This window comes from Acidobacteriota bacterium (genome assembly GCA_040754075.1).
Taxonomy (GTDB): domain Bacteria; phylum Acidobacteriota; class Blastocatellia; order UBA7656; family UBA7656; genus JBFMDH01.
In genome coordinates this window covers 1-15,880 of the sequence record JBFMDH010000046.1, presented here as the reverse complement: position 1 = coordinate 15,880, position 15,880 = coordinate 1, and the positions used below count along the sequence as shown (strand labels likewise).

Here is a 15,880-nt window from a genome sequence, read left to right as displayed (position 1 = left end):
AGGTAATGGTCAGGGCAGATTGATGGTCAGGGCAGCAGATTTATTGTTATTTTCGTTGCGCTCTTTTACACGGCAGTAATCTTCCACGAATTCGTCGCCGGCACAGCTATCGGCGATAGCCCAGAGTGAAACTCTCACCCCGTGTGTGGAAGGATTAAAGACTGCATCTCCTGTAAACGTCACGCTCTTACCGGCAAGCAGATTGGTTCTTGTCCAGGGAGACCATTGGTCGCTTTGACCGGGAACGGCGAACATCACGGCAAAGATGCGTCCATCAGGTCGGCGATAATCAAGCGAGACTTTGAATCTGGCAGCCGGAGCGTTGCCTTGATTTTTTACGACAACCGCAATCGGAACTCTTGCCGAGCCATCGACGACTTTGATGTCACCAATGACCTTTATTGAGCTAACCAGGTCTGGATAAGCAATCTGAGGCGTCGCGCCGGACGTCGAAGTAGATGTAGCCCCTGTCCAGGAAACGAGGATGAAACTAACTGCAAGAAAAATTGAAATTGATTTGGTTTTCATGTCACCCTCCTTTTAGAAAAAGGATTTTCTCTCTTCCCGCTCATCGAACACGTCGGGTGTAGGCGGTTCACGAAATCATAACGGCAGGTAAGTATTGTTCAACTTAGGAGTATAAGGAGCAAGTTATATGCCAGTTCAGAAGCAGGTGGAGCATCTGGAAATACCCGAAAACCGGATAAATATTGAGTTAATTTCACCACAAATGAGCGACTTTACCCATCGTTTAGGTAACTTCACTCAGGCTCTGACAAGGGTTGAGGAGGGCGAAGCGCTAAATCGCTCAAAGGCGTCTGCAATAACTGCGGATGTAAGGTGAGAATAAATATTCTTGACAAGATGACAACACACCAATTTAATCCCTGTAGCCCTAATTCCCATCTGTCAGAAAGGCTCAGATGAATATTCCCGCAGATTTTCCGGTCGGCGTTGTGGTTACGATTTTCGGATTGTTGATTGGCAGTTTTCTCAACGTTGTTATTTACCGGGTTCCGCTTCGCGAATCCATCGTCTTTCCCGGTTCGCATTGCCCGCATTGCAATACGCCGATAAAGGCTTATGACAATATCCCGGTGCTGGGTTATCTAATGCTCGGCGGCAAATGTCGCAGTTGCAAAGCGCCGATTTCGCCAATCTATCCGATGGTCGAACTCCTGGTCGGCATCCTCTATTTTTTGTGCTTTCTCAAAGTCCGCAATCAATTCTCCTATGAATGGCAAACCCTGCAATTTTACCTGCATCTGGTTGCCAATATCGTTTTCGTGTCGGTCATCGTGCCGCTCGTATTTATCGACCTTAGACATAAACTCTTGCCTGATGTCATCACCAAGCCCGCTTTGCTGGTGATGTTCGTGTTGCGCGAAATCGCCCCCGACCCGACAATCACATCGACAACACGGGAAACTTTTCATTTGACCGGTTTGCCCGATTGGTCAGTAGCGCTCATTGGTTCCGCCATTGGCGCGCTGGTTGGCGGCGGCAGTCTCTGGTTGGTGCGCGAAGCCTATTATCGTTTGCGAAAAGTCGAAGGCATGGGGCTTGGCGATGTGAAGATGATGCTGTTTGTCGGCGCGTTTTTGGGCTGGCAACTCACCGCCTTGACGATATTTCTCGCTTCGCTTTTAGGTTCAATCATCGGCGTGTCGTTGATTGCCATGCGCGGCGGCAACATGAAAATGGAAATTCCTTTCGGCGTCTTTTTAGGTCCCGCCGCGCTGATTTCCCTCTTTGTCGGGCAGAGCTTTCTGAACTGGTACTTGTCTATGTACAAGTGAACCCATTATGCTTGGTGCTGAAGAAAACCCGATAAATACAGGAGTTTTTCAGGTGGCAGCAAATCCGCAACATCGTTTAACCTTTGCAGAATATTTGGCTATCGAACGCAACGCTGAAATCAAAAGCGAATTCGTTGCTGGCGAAATGTTTTTGATGGCGGGCGCAAGCACAAATCACAATCGAATCGTCAGGAATGTCCTTCGCACATTAAGCAATCAAACATTGGAAGGTGATTGCGAAGTTTATCCCAGTGATATGCGCGTGAAAATCGAAAAGCTGAATCAAGGCAGGTATCCGGACATCTCGATTGTTTGCGGCGAACAGCTATTTGCTGATGAACAAAAGGATTCATTGTTAAACCCGACCGTGATTATCGAAGTTCTATCAGAATCCACCGAACTTTATGACCGGGGCAAAAAATTTCAGGATTATCAATCCCTTGACTCGTTGAGGGAATATCTACTGATTGCGCAAACCCCTTACTGCATTGAACAGTTTATCAAGCAAGCCGAGAATATCTGGACGTATAAAAAATTCACCAATCCGGATGACATCGTGCAGTTTGAATCCACTGATTGTACGCTGTTGCTTAAAGACGTTTATCTCAAAGTTGCTTAATTCGTCTGCCGCATAGAAAATAGCTTCACGCGCATTCTGCGAAAATCAGCTTGTCAACAGGAGCCTTATGAGAAGAAAAATCTTCGTCGTTTACCTTGCCGTTTCGCTTATCGTCACAACCTTTGTCACCACAGCGCCAGCGGTTTCGCGAGAACCGGTGCGCGCCCGTCACGGCGTGGTCGCCTCGACCAGTGAAATCGCTTCCCGCGTCGGCGTTGAAATCATGAAACGCGGCGGCAATGCGATTGATGCAGCGGTTGCCGTAGGACTCGCGCTTGCCGTGACCTGGCCCTCGGCGGGCAATTTAGGCGGCGGCGGATTTATGGTGATTCGCAAAGCCAATGGCGACACCGAAGTCATCGACTATCGCGAACGCGCGCCGCTTGCCGCTTCACGCGATATGTACCTCGATAAAAACGGCGAGGTGATTAAAGGCGCGTCAACCGTCGGCTATAAAGCCACAGGCGTTCCCGGCAGCGTCTACGGCATGCACCTGGCTTTAGCGCGCCACGGCAAGTTGAATTGGACGCAGGTGGTTGAACCTGCCCGCAGGCTTGCCGCCGAAGGCTTTGAGGTGAATTATCATCTGGCTCGCAGTTTGAAAGGCACCTCGAAACTGCTCGCGCAATTTCCCGACAGCAATCGTATCTTTTTGCGCGATGGCAAATTCTATGACGAAGGCGAACGATTGGTTCAACCGGAACTCGCCGCCACTTTTGCCCGCATCCAGAAAAACTGGCGCGATTTTTACGAAGGCAAAACCGCAGAGATGATTGTCGCCGATATGAAAGCCCACGGCGGACTCATCACTTTGAAAGATTTGAAAGATTATGAAGCGACGATTCGTAAACCTCTGGTTGGCAAATATCGCGGCTGTGAAATTTTGACCATGCCACCCCCTTCATCGGGCGGCGCGCATTTGATTCAAATGCTCAATATGCTCGAACATTATGAACTCGGCAAAATCCCGCATAATTCCTCAGACCATGTTCACCTGCTGGTGGAAGCCATGAAACGCGCCTTTGCCGACCGCGCCGAATTCATGGGTGATGCCGATTTCGTCAAAGTGCCAACCGAAGGCATCATCGCGAAAAAATATGCCAACGAAATGGTCAAAACCATCGATATGCAACACGCTACGCCGAGCGCACAAATCAAAGCCGGTGCGCCGACTACTTATGAATCGACAGAGACGACGCATTACACGGTCGTCGATAAAGAAGGCAATGTGGTGTCGAATACTTATACTTTGAACGGCAGTTACGGTTCGGGCGCGACCGCCAAAGGCACAGGCGTTTTGCTCAATAACGAAATGGATGATTTTACTTCTAAAGTCGGCGTGCCAAATATGTTCGGATTATTGCAAAGTGAAAACAACGCCATTCAACCGCGCAAACGCCCGCTTTCGGCAATGACGCCGACGATTATTTTGAAAGATGGCAAGGTCTGGTTTGCGGTTGGCAGTCCGGGTGGTCCAACCATCATCAACACGGTTTTACAGGTCGTCGTCAATGTCATTGATTACGGAATGAATATTCAAGAGGCGATAGATGCGCCGCGCTTTCATCATCAATGGATGCCCGATGAAATTCGTTACGAGCCGTTCGGCTTAAACGCCGACACCCGCAAGGAACTGGAACGGCGCGGGCATCTCTTTCCTAAACGGACGGGCGCAGGCGGAGCCACCGAAGATGTCGCCAGTTACATCGGTGATGCGCATGGCATTATGATTGACTGGAAAACCGGTATGCGGCTCGGCGCATCCGACGCCCGACGCGGCGGTCAGGCGGTTGGCTATTGAATCCGGTAAATTTCAGTTTTTACTTCAGCTCCGCATTCTGCATAAAAGGATGTGTCCAATGCGACAAAAGAAAAATTCGCTTATAGGTTTGTTGATGTTTTTCGCTTTGATGTTGGTGGGCGTTCAAACACTTGCGCAAACCGATAAAGCCAATCAACAGGGCAATCAAACGGCGCTGCCGAGAATCAATCCCGCAGATGTTTTGAAAAGCATCGGCAGAACCTTGCCGTCGGTTGGCGAACCTCAGCCACCAGAAAACCCCAATGCCAAAACCCCTGCCAATGCCGAATACCATTTCAATTACGGCAGGTGGCTTGAAAATCAATATCGCTATCTCGAAGCCGAGCAGTCCTATCGCAAAGCCATTGATATTGATTCAAGCAAAGAGGTCTATCACATTCACCTGGGGATTCTGCTTTTCAACCAGCAACGGGCGGATGACGGGATAAAGGCAATTCAAAAAGCCATCGACCTCGCGCCACAAACCGCCGGTTGGCATAGCCTCCTGGGTTATATGTATGCGCGCAGCGGCAAATTCAACGAAGCCAACAGCGAATACAAAAAAGCGATTGACATTGAACCCTATAACGCCGAATTGCGCGCCGGTTTTGGGCGCACCTTGCAGGCGCAGAAAAACACCAAAGACGCTGAAAAGGAATTTAAGCGGGCGACTGAGTTAGAGCCGAGAAATGTTAATTGGCAAATGGCGATGGGGGTCTTTTATTTCGAGACCGGTAAACCCGATAAAGCCGATAAGTTTTTCCAAACTGCCACTGGACTTGCTCCGAAAAATTCCGCAATTCACAATCAATACGGCTTAAATTTGATGATGTTGAACAAATTCAAAGAAGCTGAAAGCGCTTTTCAATCGGCAATCAAATTGGATGGTGACATCGCCGTTTACCACAACAATCTGGCAGGCGCTTTGTATAATCAAAAACGCTACCCTGAAGCCCGCAACGAGTGGCTCCGGGCTGTCGAGCTTGAACCCGAAAACGCGCAATACAAACGCAACCTCGCAACTGTTGAAGCAATGCTGGGCATCAAAAAATCCGCCTCCTGATATAATTCACCCGGATGTGTCAAAATAGATTTGGCAACGTCGCGTGAAAATTTTTCGTATGGTGTTTTGATGCAAGAACAACGCCTGAATGGTAATGAAGCGAAGCGCAACGAACCGGCAAAGGTTATTCCTTTTTCCAACGAATCGCCAAGCCCCCTCCCCCTAACCTCTAAAAATGAGCTTGCGAAAATAGAGACTCAACCGCTCGACAACACAAATCAAAAGGCGAATCAACCAGAAGACCACAAAATCGGCTTAAAGGGATTACTGCGTTTACTGAAAATATTTCTTTCCTTTGCGTTGTTTTCAATGCGTTTGCTCTGGAATCGTTACGATTGGCGTCTGCGTAAACATTTTCCCGAAGCCGACACCTTGCACGAGGAAGGCGAAAAACTCCGCGAAAAGTTAATCAAACTGGGTCCGACATTTATTAAAATCGGGCAGACGCTTGCCACCCGCGCAGACCTGCTGCCGGTTGAATACATACAGGAACTCACACAACTGCAAGACCGCGTGCCGCCCTTCCCTTCGGAACAGGCGCGACGCATTGTTGAACAGGAATTGCACGTCAAAATCGCTGACATCTTTCAAAATTTTGATGATGCGCCGATTGCCGCCGCCAGCCTCGGACAAGTGCATCGCGCAGTTTTACAGACCGGACAAACCGTCGCCGTAAAAATTCAACGCCCGAATATCACCGAACAGATTGAATTCGATTTAAAAGTTCTGCGGCGCATCACCACCAGGCTTGAACGCTATCCGAATTTAATTCGCGGACTGGATTGGACAGGAACCCTCAATGAATTCCGCTCGACGATTTACGAAGAGATGGATTACGCGCAGGAGGTTCGCAATGCAGAGGTCTTCAAACAAAATTTCGTCGAGTGGCGAGAGGTTTATGTGCCGCGCATTTTTGCGGTCTTTTCGACGCGGCGCGTCATTGTGATGGAATTTATCGAAGGGTTCAAAGTCACTGATGTTGATGAATTAGAGGCTGCGGGATTGGTGCCGCACGAAATCATCAAACTATTGGCAAAGACTTACTTCAAACAACTGCTTGAAGACGGCTTTTTCCATGCCGACCCGCATCCCGGAAATTTGCGCGTGATGCGCGACGGGCGTTTAGCGTTTTTCGATTTCGGCATGGTCGGGCGGATGCCCGTTGAATTGCAATCCAAACTCATCAATGCCTTCTTTCACATCGTTGAAAAAGACGTTCACGGCTTGGTTGAAGACATGATTCGTTTGGGTTTCATCGAACTCAAACCCGAAGAAGAAGAGCGTTTCAAACCGGTCATTCAGGGAATTTTTGACCGCTATCTGAATTTGAAATTGAAAGATGTGAACTTCAAGGAATTGACCTTCGATTTAGCGCACGTCATTTATGAATTCCCGTTTCGCATTCCGGCAAGTTTCACTTATATCGTTCGCGCCATCATGACTTTGGAAGGCATCGGCACCCAGGTTGACCCGAATTTTAATTTCTTTGAAGTGGCGAAGCCCTATGCGAAAGGGTTTATGTTCAAACGCGAAGGGCGCTATCTGCTTAAACAACTGGTCAGCGGCGATTCGGGCAATATCGAATGGAATAAAGTTTGGAAACTGGCAAAGATGGCTTTGAAATATTACTGGCAAGGCGAAAATAAATTATAAAATATGGTGATTTTGACACTGACAAGAAACTATTCTAAACTGAGGTTACTTGAAAGCTGGAGGTGAAATGTTGAACCCCAATATTGCTTTACTGACAGCCGTGCTTTCTGTCATTACCATTGTTTTTTCAATCTTCGGAGCATCATGGCTCAATCAACGCTCGACTGAGCGCGCGATTGATGATTTGAAAAAAGGGTTGGAACAACGTATTGGTGACCTCGAAAAACGTTTTGATGAAAGGTTCAAATCTTTAGAGCAACGGTTAGACAGAATTGAACGCCAACTGGAAGCGATTTTTAAACCGGTTTTTCCACCGCGAAGCTAATTCCACTTTATTATCTATTCAATATTGGTAGACCTTTGCAGTTTGGTGATGGCTTTTTGTAAGGCGGCGCGGGTTTGCAAAGCTTCTTCAATTTCCAATCGTGTTTGCAAGGCTTCACTGGCTCGCGCATCGCCAACCGTCGCCAAGGCTTCGGCGACGGCGCTTCGCACATTGGCATCGCTATCATTCAACGCTTCAAGCAATGCCGGGTAAACCAGGGAATCGCGCGCCCCCTGCCGACACATCTCGGCAATATCCTCGGCGGCGCGTTGACGCGAAGCGGGCGATAAATCGTTTAGCGATTCGATGGCTGAAAATATGCGGGATTCTTGCGTAACCGATGAACCGATGCCGATTTCCTCTTCGCTCGCATAACCACGCCGTTTCAAATACAACTTTTCATTGTGATTCAATTGGCTGTTGCGCTTTGACCACCAGAGATAAACTGCGCCAGCCAGTAGTAAGAAAATTATGAAAGCCATCTTTGTTAAATGCGGATTGCGGATTGCGGATTGATTGAGGCGAGTAACTTGCCCTCAAAACACATTTTGTAATTGCCTGAGAATCAGGCAAAAATGGGTCGGGCAAACCCTGATCAGCGGTTGGCAACGGAAAATCCGCATTTCGCAATCCGCAATCGTTCTATCCGTTTTTGCCGCGTTTTTTCTTTTCGGGTTCTTTCGCCGGTTCAGGCGGCGGTTTCGGGCGATCATCAACTTTACGCGGGCGGTCTCCCGGTTCAGTCTCTTCCATCTTAGGCACGCGACGCGGCGCAGGCTTAGGCTCCTCATCCTTCACGGCGCTTTTCGCATCATCCGCGGTGTCGTCTGTGGTCGTGGTTACAGCGGTTCCGTCACCACCAACGCCCGCCTCTTCATTCGATTTGCGCACCTTGTCAGCCATTTCATCGCAGCGGGACTCGACATCTTTATCCATGCGATCAGGCGCATTCGGATATTTGTCGTTGGGTTTACCAACCATGAACTTATCCATGAAACTGATCCACATCGGTAAAGCGGCTGTGCCACCAGCCTCTCCCTGCCCAAGGGTTTTCTTCTGCCCCGGATAACCAATCCATACACCGGTTGAATACGTCGGCGTATAACCGATAAACCAGGCATCCGTAAAATCGTTCACCGTTCCGGTTTTGCCGCAGATATTGCGCGGACCTAAAACTTTACTGCCGCCTATCGCGGTCGCCGTGCCGCCGGTCACTACCCCGCGCATCAACACGCGCATCTGTTCTGCGACATATGGCGAAACCACTTTGCTGCTTTCGGATTTCCATTCCTGTTTGACATTGCCATCGGCATCCGTGACTTTATCTATCAAATGCGGATGCACGCGCACGCCATTGTTGGCAAATGCGCCATAGGCGCTCACCATATCAATCACCGGTTCTTCGGTTGCGCCAAGCGCCGAAGGCAGCACACGCTTCATAGGATTCGATAATCCGAAACGCTTGACCATATCCGCGCCTTTGTCTACGCCGACCATCGCAAGCAAGCGCACCGCGACGACATTGACCGATTTCTTTAAGGCATCGGCTAAAGTCATTGCGCCGCCGCCTGAGTCGCCACCGTAATTTACCGGCGACCACCCGGTATTCGGATCAACATAGGGCGCGGCGCTTACGATATCACCGGGCTTCAAACAGTTTTCAATTGCCGCTGCATAGATGAAGGGTTTGAAGGTTGAGCCGGTCTGGCGTTCAGCCTGTGTCGCGTTATTGAATTTTCGCATGAAGAAATCATAACCGCCGACCATCGCTTTAACTGCCCCGGTCTTCACATCCAAACACACCAGCGCCCCGTCAACCGTGGGCATCTGGTCTAAGGTGACATCGAGTTTTTTGGCGTTGTTATCAACTTTGTTGACTTTGAAAACCGCCAGGTCACCTTTTTTCAAAAGCTTCGCAGGCGACCCGCCCGCCCAACTGGTATTGGCATCGGTAAGGGTTGCGGTGTAATCGCCAAATTTCACTTCGGCTTTCTGTACATCAACATAAGTGATTAGCCCAAACAGGTATTCGCCTTCGATATAATCGCCGAGCCAATCCGGGTGAGTGAAATGGTTGAGGTCACCCAATTTTTTATCGAGAATATTAAACAAATTGCCGCGCCATTTTTTCCCGTGACGCGCTTCATAAGCGTGCAGTCCTTTGCGAATGGCGCGTAGCGCGTCGCGCTGGGCTTTGGCATCAATGGTCGTGTAAATGTTCATGCCGCCGGTGAGCAATTCATCAGTGCCAAAGGTTTCATCGCATTCCTGCCGCACCGCTTCGACGAAATAGCCATAAATCGTGTTGTTGTTCTGTTGTTGCGGGCTGAGGTTGAGTTTGATTTCGGTATTTTTAGCCTTTTTATATTCTTCGTCATTGATGTAGCCGACCTCGCGCATGCGATAGAGAACAATATCGCGGCGGTCTTTTGCGGCTTTCAAATCTCTGGTCGGCGCATATTGACTCGGCGCTTGCGGCAACCCCGCAAGCATGGCGCATTCTTCGAGCGTCAAATCTTTCAAGGATTTTGAAAAGTAATATTGCGACGCGGCTTCAAACCCGTAAGAGCCGCCGCCCAGAAAAATCTGATTGCAGTACATCTCCAGAATTTGCTCTTTGGTGTAGTAACGTTCGATTTGCAGAGAGGTGAGAATCTCGCGAATTTTTCGGGTGTAGGTTTTTTCCGGTGTGAGAAAGAGGGCGCGCGCCAACTGTTGCGTCAGCGTTGATGCGCCTTCCGCTTTGCGACCGAGAAAAACGTTTTTAATCGCCGCCACGCCAACGCGCACAGGGTCTACGCCAATGTGCTGATAAAAGCGGTCGTCTTCGATGGCAAGGATTGCCTGTTTCAAACGGTCGGGAATCTGCTCATAGGTAATCGGAATGCGGCGTTCGAGCGAAAATTCCCCGACCACGGTTTTACCATCATCGGCAATCACCCGGGTCACCAGATTGGGTCGATAATTGGCGAGTCCCTCGACCTCTTTGGCTTCCTGTGTCATCCCCGCCTGATAAGCGACGGTTGCGCCGAACATCACCCCCGCGATGATTGACAAAATCAACAGCGACAGAAATGTGTAACGGCGAAAAAAGCTTTGAAACCAATTCGGTTTGAAACCCAATCGAGTTGTATAGGCTTTTATATTTGGCATAGCACACCTTTAAAACATTGGTTTGAAATGTCTGCGAGAAGTTCTGACACCTGATACAGCGTACAGCACCGCTTGCAAGCTTGTAAAGCGACGCGGTTTTCGATTCTCAGAAGTCAGAATGGGTTGGTTGGCAATGATTTTTCAGGCGCGACGCTTTGCGGTTCACCCTTTAAACGATTTGGCAATCTTCGCAGTTACCGTGTCGTAAATATTTTTCTGCGACTCATCATATTCAATGCGAAAAGTTTTAAACACGCCGTTTTTAAGCAAGGTCTTTTGATAAAAAATCTTTTCGCCCGCTTTACCCGAAACCACAAACCAATCGGCACGTAAAATTTTATAAGTCACCTGCCGGTCATCTGTGGGGGCACTCGCCTCTGCAAAAGCTTCTTTCAATTTCTGATTCAAGGCATTATGCGAACCGTAAACCAGCAAGACCGCGCGACCATCTTTAGATATAAATTTCTGCCCGTCGCCATTGTCGGCTTCACCTTGCGGAATCAATAAATCCGCCGGATAGGCAATCGCATAGGCGAATCGCGCATTGGTATAAGTTTGATAATTTCCCTGCGCGTAAGCTTGTCTGACGCACAGCAACCCCGAAATCAGGGTCAAGCCAAGCAGGAATAATTTCATGAATTTCATTCAGTCCACCATCGTTTCAAAAAGAAATTTTTAATCCGGCAAAGAAATTTCTGCCGGGCGCATCGACGCCTGAGCCATGATAGCGATAATTTTTATCGAACAGATTAAACACCCCTCCATTGACGCTCAATTGTTCAGATAAGCGAATGCCGCCGCGCAAATTCAAAACTGCAAAACCCGGCGTCGCCACATAGAGAGGCACACGGGTGTTGTCATCTACGATTTTCACACCATTGACGATTGCGCCAAGCGGCAACACGCGATCACCTATCTGCGCCAGCGTTTCATTGGTCGGCGCAAACCGGTCGTCGCTGGTTCCGAAAACCCCATCGCCTCCGGCATTGATCAATCCACGCGCCAGCGAACCGTTGAAAAAATCGCTAATATCGCGTCTTCTTCGCGCTGCGCCAATGCGTTCATCGGTGAGGTCGCCGCCACTTAAACGTTCCTGTCTCCCGGAAAAATTACCGCTCAATTCGCCCCAGTATCTGGAACCGAGCGGTTGATAACGCAAACTTAAAACCGCGTGTTGCGGCGGCAATCTTCTGACAAATCGATTGGGGTTTAATTCCCTGCCGACCAGATAAGCGTAGTTGCCTTCAACCACAAAACCCGAACTCAAAGACCAAGCCGTCTGCCAATCGAAACCGTAGTAACGAATCTCCCCTTCATTGACGAAGGCTTTCACGGCGCGCGCATCAAACGCTGTCGCCACATTCACCACCCCTTGAGCGCGTTGAGCAGCCGACGGTGCCATCACAGTAACAGGAATTCCGGCAAGCGTGGTCGGCGCATTCGTCGCATCGAATACCAGTGTGCGACGGACAATCGGGTCCTGCAGTTCGGCATCGAAAACATGGGCGCGGCTATAAAATTTCCGGCTTCTGAACGTCAGTCCGAATTCAAAATTGAACAGCCGTTCGGGGCTTAAAGGTTTTACCGCTTTGCCGCTCGATAAAACGCCTTCTCCGTCACTGACGCCGATGAACGCCTGCGACGAAACCGCGTCCGCAGCCGGTATCTCAAATCCCAAATCGTTCAAGCCCAAGGCTCCCAGATCATTTAAATTCGGGGCGCGAAAGCCTCGTCCAACCAGAAAATTAAATGCCAGATTTTGCCGCGCCTGCCAGATCAAATTGCTATTAAAGGTCAAGTCTTCGTAGCCTTGCCGCGCGTCAACGACGCCGAGACTCATGCCGGTCGCCGTCAGATTGCGGTCTGCAAAGGCGCGAAAGCGAATGCCGGTAAATCGCCCGCCAGCCACGGCGCGCAATTTTTCCCGAATCAGCGACAGGGAATCCTGAACGTACAGCGCCGTGGTCGTATACCGCGAACCATTGGGATAAAGCGCGCGCCTTGCTGTGCGGTTGCCGTTTAACGGGTTGGTTTCCCATCGCCTCGAAGCGATTTTTTCATGATAGATTTCGCCGCCGAAATTCAATGCCTGATGAGTGCCAAGGTGAGTCGTCCCCTGCAATGTGTAGCCCAAGACATTCACCGTACTGTCGTCGCGGGTAATCAAGCCGGTTGCCAGCAAGCCCTGTCTGACGGTGCCATCGCGTTGCGAATTGATGGAAAACGCGCCGGTCAAGGAATCCAGGAAACCGGTTTTCAGTTTATCGTATCGCGCATAAAAAAATCGCAAGCCCTGCGGGTCAAATGCGGATTGCAATCTCCCCAAGCCGCCCCACAAATCTTTATAGCCGCGCACATCTGTGGCATCGCTTTGCTGATACCAGAGCGTCAGATTCTGTTCGGCGCGCAATCGCAGCGCCAGTTTGCTGTGCCAGCCATATTGCGAAAATCCTGTATCCTGCTGGCGATTGCCATAAAGCTGGCGAACCTGTTCATGGGAAAGTCCGAAAAATTTGTGAAAGACCTGATGCGAATCAACGCCCTGTCCGGCGCGCAAATCATTATGACGACGCAGGCTTCCGCCGAAAATCCACGCGAAATTTTTTCCGCTTAGATTGACGCGGGCACTTACGCTTGCCCCCGAATCGGCGCTCGCAGCCATTGTCTGCAACTCGCCGCGAAAACGGAGGCTTTCGCTGAAAGTCGGTTGCAAGGTCAACAGGTTAATCGTGCCGCCAAGCGAATCGCTGCCGTATTGCGAACCCGTCGGACCAAGCAACAGTTCAATGCGTTCCGCCTGCCCCGGTTCAATGAAAGCCAGATATTGATTGGGACCCGAACGAAAAGTCGAATTATTGAAGCGAATGCCATCGATTAAATTCAAAACGTGATAGCCGGTTAGCCCGCGCAAGAAGGGTGAAACCTGCGCCGGGGCGCTCTGCTGAACCAGAACCCCTGTGCTGCCTTCAAGCGCGTTGCCAATGGTTGGCAAGGGTCGTTCCTGAATTTCGCTCTGTTCTTTAATCAACACCAACTGCGCGGTTTTGTCGGTTGAAAGCGCCGCGCCACGCGATGCCGTCACGGTGATTTCTTCGCGCACCTGCGCAATGCCGAGGACGATGATTACCGGCTCGACCTCCCCCGCTTTGATTTCCAATCCGGTTTGGCGCGACTGAAATCCAGCGGCAGATATTTTCAATAGATAAGCGCCTGCCGGTACTGCGCGAAATGAAAAAGCCCCCGATTCATTGGTGAGGGTTTCCTGAATCCCGATATTTTGCGAGGTCAATAGGTTGACTCTGGCTTGGGCAATCGGATTGCCACGTTCATCTTTAATAACACCGTGTTCTGAGGTTTGACCTTGTACGCTCATCGCGGCAAGCGCGCAAATCAAGAACAGCAAAGCGAGGCATCGGGTTATCTTCATCGGTGAATTAGTCATGGTTGAGATTGATTCCGAGTTCACGCAAAGCAGCAGGATAGCGGTTGAGGGCAAAGATGACAATATCGTTGTGCCCCGCCTGGTCGATCAATATCAGGCGGCGCGGTTCATTGGCGGCGGCAAATAATTTTTCACTGTGCGAGAAAGCAATAATGTCGTCCGCTTTTCCGTGAACCAGTAAAACCGGGCACTGCACGCGGGCAAGTTTACCGAGGTTGCGAAATTTATCGAATGGTAGAAGCGGAATGCGCGTCAACACGCGAAAGGCAGTGGTAAAGGCGCTCTCGGCAATCAGCGCCGCGACTTCTCTTCGCGATGCCAGATCGATTGCCACACCGCAACCCACCGAATGACCGTATGAAATCAGGCGAGAAGCGGGAATCTGTTTTTCATTGATTAAATAATCATAGACCGCATCAATGGCTTCGTAGGTCGAAGCTTCCGAAGCCACCCCATCGCTCAGACCATAACCCGGATAATCATAGGCGCAGACGTTGACCCCGAGGCGACGGATGGCTTCGAGAATGGGACGCATGCCGCCTAAATCTTCGGCATTGCCGTGACTGTATAAAACCGTGTATTCGGCTTTTTCGTGGGCGAGAAAAATCGCGGCGATGCGGGTGCCGTTGCGGGTTTGCAGTTTCAAAATTTCCGGTGAATCCTGATAACCCGGCTTCGGCGGTTGAAAGATGATGCTGTCGGAATAGAACCAGGCGAGAAGCAGCAATCCGACATAAACCAGTAGGGGAATTAACAGCATAGAACGTATCAGGCGTTTCCACGAAAATTCGCCAATCAGCAAGCGTTCAAAATTCGGTTCAGCCATTCTACACGTCGCGAAAAAGTTATTTCATCAAGTTACCATTCAACCCCGTGTGATACAAACCGCGTAGAAAAATTTTGGTTCAAAAAATTTCAGAGGCGCAAACAAAGTGACTCGCCTGCGCCTGCAAATTTGATCAACCAACGCCCCGCGTGACTGAGCGGCGTAACGCTGAAAGTAACCATACAAAACTCGCTTCGGCGGCTCCGGTCGAACTCATTGTTATGCCCGTCTTGGCACGCACAAGTTGTTCTAGCTTTGTTTAGCAGTGTCAAAGAATAGTTCCAGTTGATCTGAGTCTGGTCTTCGGTCTTTCGGTAACTCAGTCATTCCTGTTGTACGCGCTGCGGCGCACACTTCGCCCCAACTTATAAAGTAATTATCAAAATACTCAATTGGAAACTTGCTATTGGCCTGCACCTCTTTTCTATTTGGAAGGTGTCCCAACTCGTGCGCGATTCGCTTTACGTCTAGCTGCAATTTCTTTTTGGTAACTTCATATCTTTGTTTCGGCAATCGTTGTACGGGGCTGTTCTTGGCGATTGGGACAATATCGGACTTACCAAAGGGATTACCACCTAGCTCAATCTGTTCATGGCGCTGCAAGGCAATACTGTGATACTGCTGCGAAAGCTCAATTCCGATATAGCCTCTATTCATTTGTTGTGCTACGAGTGTGGAGGTTCCCGCGCCATTAAAGCAATCAAGAATCAATTCATGCGGGCGCGTAAACAACGCAAAGAGTCGCCTCATCAGAAGGGGAGGAAGCTGACAAGGATGGTCAACGCGGCGGCTATTATGTTTCAGACGATGAATGTCATACCAAACATCGCTTATATCAGTTCGGTCACTGCCCGATCTTTGCCTGCTAGCCACACAAGAGGACCGGACACAATAGAACTCTTGAAGTGGTTTAATGTATGACTCTGCATCAACATCATTCATGGATGGAAACAAGCTGGGCAGTGATCTCGGAGAACCTTTTGAGAAACAAAGTATGGCGTAGTGAGATGGCATGATCATGCGCACAGGAAAGCTAAGGCTCTCCCAAGCAATCCAAGCCTGAAAATTCATTAGAGGGTGTAAAAAATTTTGTGTAAACGGTCATAGACCCGTAGAGTTTTTATTCTACGATTGGAGGGACTATGACTAAAGAATCTTCTTCTATTAATATTGACCTGATTGACCAACTCCTCAAGGAC

General features: G+C 49.6%; 14 protein-coding genes. 7 read left to right on the top strand and 7 right to left on the bottom strand.

All coding sequences use genetic code 11. The features are described 5' to 3' along the window. Nucleotides 1–9: 9 nt before the first annotated feature. Nucleotides 10–528 carry a hypothetical protein gene (locus AB1757_29315; GenBank protein ID MEW6131167.1) on the bottom strand — a complete coding sequence of 173 codons (519 nt, stop codon included), beginning with the start codon at nt 526–528 and terminating at the stop codon, nt 10–12. Nucleotides 529–655: 127 nt separating this feature from the next. Here AB1757_29315 and AB1757_29310 point away from each other — a divergent pair, with 127 nt between their 5' ends. From AB1757_29310 to AB1757_29280, 7 genes are all read left to right on the top strand, one after another. Further along, on the top strand, nt 656–844 hold the full coding sequence (locus tag AB1757_29310; GenBank protein ID MEW6131166.1) for a hypothetical protein: 189 nt from the start codon (nt 656–658) through the stop codon (nt 842–844). Between the two features lie 79 nt (nt 845–923). Next, nucleotides 924–1,799 (top strand): prepilin peptidase, encoded by an 876-nt coding sequence (locus AB1757_29305; GenBank protein ID MEW6131165.1) that lies wholly within the window; start codon nt 924–926, stop codon nt 1,797–1,799. Nucleotides 1,800–1,851: 52 nt separating this feature from the next. After that, nucleotides 1,852–2,418, top strand: coding sequence for a Uma2 family endonuclease (locus tag AB1757_29300; protein MEW6131164.1), 567 nt, complete (start codon nt 1,852–1,854; stop codon nt 2,416–2,418). Between the two features lie 67 nt (nt 2,419–2,485). After that, complete coding sequence (ggt, locus tag AB1757_29295) at nt 2,486–4,219, top strand: gamma-glutamyltransferase (protein ID MEW6131163.1); 1,734 nt, start codon at nt 2,486–2,488, stop codon at nt 4,217–4,219. A 58-nt stretch (nt 4,220–4,277) separates the two neighbouring features. Next, a complete protein-coding gene (locus tag AB1757_29290; GenBank protein MEW6131162.1) occupies nt 4,278–5,282 on the top strand; it encodes a tetratricopeptide repeat protein in 1,005 nt (334 codons plus the stop codon). Nucleotides 5,283–5,351: 69 nt separating this feature from the next. Next, a complete protein-coding gene (locus tag AB1757_29285; protein ID MEW6131161.1) occupies nt 5,352–6,935 on the top strand; it encodes an AarF/ABC1/UbiB kinase family protein in 1,584 nt (527 codons plus the stop codon). A gap of 67 nt (nt 6,936–7,002) precedes the next feature. After that, complete coding sequence (locus tag AB1757_29280) at nt 7,003–7,260, top strand: hypothetical protein (protein ID MEW6131160.1); 258 nt, start codon at nt 7,003–7,005, stop codon at nt 7,258–7,260. A 14-nt stretch (nt 7,261–7,274) separates the two neighbouring features. Here AB1757_29280 and AB1757_29275 read toward each other — a convergent pair whose 3' ends face one another. The 6 genes from AB1757_29275 to AB1757_29250 all read right to left on the bottom strand — a co-directional run bounded on the left by AB1757_29275 (nt 7,275) and on the right by AB1757_29250 (nt 15,752). Next, nucleotides 7,275–7,742, bottom strand: coding sequence for a HEAT repeat domain-containing protein (locus AB1757_29275; GenBank protein MEW6131159.1), 468 nt, complete (start codon nt 7,740–7,742; stop codon nt 7,275–7,277). 160 nt (nt 7,743–7,902) lie between these two features. Continuing rightward, nucleotides 7,903–10,413, bottom strand: coding sequence for a PBP1A family penicillin-binding protein (locus AB1757_29270; GenBank protein ID MEW6131158.1), 2,511 nt, complete (start codon nt 10,411–10,413; stop codon nt 7,903–7,905). 162 nt (nt 10,414–10,575) lie between these two features. Continuing rightward, nucleotides 10,576–11,058 (bottom strand): hypothetical protein, encoded by a 483-nt coding sequence (locus tag AB1757_29265; protein ID MEW6131157.1) that lies wholly within the window; start codon nt 11,056–11,058, stop codon nt 10,576–10,578. 16 nt (nt 11,059–11,074) lie between these two features. Continuing rightward, nucleotides 11,075–13,855 (bottom strand): TonB-dependent receptor, encoded by a 2,781-nt coding sequence (locus AB1757_29260; protein MEW6131156.1) that lies wholly within the window; start codon nt 13,853–13,855, stop codon nt 11,075–11,077. Beyond that, nucleotides 13,848–14,681, bottom strand: a complete 834-nt coding sequence (locus AB1757_29255; GenBank protein MEW6131155.1) for an alpha/beta hydrolase — start codon at nt 14,679–14,681, stop codon at nt 13,848–13,850. The genes AB1757_29260 and AB1757_29255 overlap by 8 nt, the downstream gene beginning before the upstream one ends. 249 nt (nt 14,682–14,930) lie before the next feature. Then, nucleotides 14,931–15,752, bottom strand: a complete 822-nt coding sequence (locus AB1757_29250; GenBank protein ID MEW6131154.1) for a DNA methyltransferase — start codon at nt 15,750–15,752, stop codon at nt 14,931–14,933. Nucleotides 15,753–15,880 lie beyond the last annotated feature (128 nt).

Coding starts and splice junctions, on each gene's coding strand:
- AB1757_29265 (MEW6131157.1), bottom strand. CDS start 11,058: ATGAAATTCATGAAATTATTCCTGCTTGGCTTGACCCTGATTTCGGGG.
- AB1757_29275 (MEW6131159.1), bottom strand. CDS start 7,742: ATGGCTTTCATAATTTTCTTACTACTGGCTGGCGCAGTTTATCTCTGG.
- AB1757_29310 (MEW6131166.1), top strand. CDS start 656: ATGCCAGTTCAGAAGCAGGTGGAGCATCTGGAAATACCCGAAAACCGG.
- AB1757_29260 (MEW6131156.1), bottom strand. CDS start 13,855: ATGACTAATTCACCGATGAAGATAACCCGATGCCTCGCTTTGCTGTTC.
- AB1757_29285 (MEW6131161.1), top strand. CDS start 5,352: ATGCAAGAACAACGCCTGAATGGTAATGAAGCGAAGCGCAACGAACCG.
- ggt (MEW6131163.1), top strand. CDS start 2,486: ATGAGAAGAAAAATCTTCGTCGTTTACCTTGCCGTTTCGCTTATCGTC.
- AB1757_29280 (MEW6131160.1), top strand. CDS start 7,003: ATGTTGAACCCCAATATTGCTTTACTGACAGCCGTGCTTTCTGTCATT.
- AB1757_29315 (MEW6131167.1), bottom strand. CDS start 528: ATGAAAACCAAATCAATTTCAATTTTTCTTGCAGTTAGTTTCATCCTC.
- AB1757_29290 (MEW6131162.1), top strand. CDS start 4,278: ATGCGACAAAAGAAAAATTCGCTTATAGGTTTGTTGATGTTTTTCGCT.
- AB1757_29250 (MEW6131154.1), bottom strand. CDS start 15,752: ATGAATTTTCAGGCTTGGATTGCTTGGGAGAGCCTTAGCTTTCCTGTG.
- AB1757_29305 (MEW6131165.1), top strand. CDS start 924: ATGAATATTCCCGCAGATTTTCCGGTCGGCGTTGTGGTTACGATTTTC.
- AB1757_29255 (MEW6131155.1), bottom strand. CDS start 14,681: ATGGCTGAACCGAATTTTGAACGCTTGCTGATTGGCGAATTTTCGTGG.
- AB1757_29270 (MEW6131158.1), bottom strand. CDS start 10,413: ATGCCAAATATAAAAGCCTATACAACTCGATTGGGTTTCAAACCGAAT.